This window comes from Halorubrum sp. Atlit-28R, from assembly GCF_003665955.1.
Classification (GTDB): Archaea; Halobacteriota; Halobacteria; order Halobacteriales; family Haloferacaceae; genus Halorubrum; species Halorubrum tropicale.
The window spans coordinates 1-431 of record NZ_QPLS01000312.1 but is presented as its reverse complement, the minus strand read 5'-3'; the positions used below and the strand labels follow the sequence as shown (position 1 = coordinate 431).

The window sequence follows — 431 nt, the reverse complement described above, 5'->3', positions numbered from 1 at the left end:
TCGTTGTAACGTCGATTACCTGCCGAATACGTTCGAACGTCGTGGTATCTGCTTTCCAGTCATCAATGACTGTCTCGTTGACGTCACCTTGCCACGGTGTTGTGGGGGAGCCTGCTCCGGTCACTGGTCGTCGTACGAGCGCAGTAAGTAAAATAGATTTGCTGGAAATTAGTAATTTTAGCTGCTTGCGCCCGAATCTAGTTAGTAAAATCACGGTTAGTAAAACCACGATTAAGATAATCAGAACGACTATCATCTACCAAGCCAAACACAGACTATGTCTCGGCCTTCCTTCGTCAACCGCGACGACGAACTCTCGTTTCTTCGATCCCGGTTCGACCGTGATACGGTGGAGTTGCTCGTCATCTATGGCCGGCGGCGGCTTGGAAAGAGTGCGCTCGTCCGTGAAGCAATTCGTGACCGAGACGATG

1 protein-coding gene is annotated in these 431 nt (G+C 50.3%); it reads left to right on the top strand.

From position 1 onward, the window contains the following. Positions 1–277: 277 nt before the first annotated feature. Positions 278–431 (top strand): ATP-binding protein (locus DVK06_RS18075; protein WP_233561835.1); only part of this gene is annotated, 154 nt, incomplete at its 3' end.